Origin of the sequence: Lentilactobacillus parafarraginis DSM 18390 = JCM 14109 (assembly GCF_001435895.1) — a bacterium.
GTDB lineage: Bacteria > Bacillota > Bacilli > Lactobacillales > Lactobacillaceae > Lentilactobacillus > Lentilactobacillus parafarraginis.
Genome location: NZ_AZFZ01000201.1, coordinates 1 through 625, shown reverse-complemented (window position 1 = coordinate 625; position 625 = coordinate 1). Strand labels below are relative to the sequence as shown.

Below are 625 nucleotides of genomic sequence, written 5' to 3'. Positions count from 1 at the left end.
GGCATCACAGGCTGTTTGCACATTGTAAGCAAAAACTTGTTTGTGCTCCCCCTTATGAAACCAACCGCTCTCAGGATCATTTCGACTAACTTTTTGTCGTTTAGTTTTCACAGCTGATTGATCTGCTTTTAATGGTCCTTTACCATGAGCTACCCGATCTTTTTCAATCTCTTGATCTAAGGCTCGACGATAATTAACGGCTTCTTTATTAACCATCATGTCCGAGAATTTATGATTGTTCGCATCAGCTTTAACGTGTGTTCCATCAACGAATAGGACCGAAGGGTCCACTAGCTTTGCCTGAACACATTGAAGAAGAATTTGCTTGAATATTTGCTCAAATAAATCTGTCCCTTTAAAGCGACGCTCAAAATTTTTACCAAAAGTCGTGAAATGGGGAACCACTTCAACCATATCAAGCCCTAAAAACCAGCGATAGGCCATATTCACCTGAATCTCTTTAATTGTTTGGCGCATGCTCCGAATACCAAATAGATATTGAATAATTGGTAGCTTAATCAAAATCACTGGGTCCAACCCTGGACGCCCATTATCAAGGGTATAGAGTGGTTGCACTAATTCGTAAATAAAATCAAAATCGATCACTTTATCAATTTTTCGTAAT

At 39.0% G+C, this 625-nt stretch carries 1 protein-coding gene; it reads right to left on the bottom strand.

Annotated features, from left to right (window positions below):
• Window positions 1-625, bottom strand: a 625-nt coding sequence (locus tag FD47_RS14730) for a transposase (RefSeq protein WP_162260768.1), incomplete at both ends; no start/stop codon positions are given.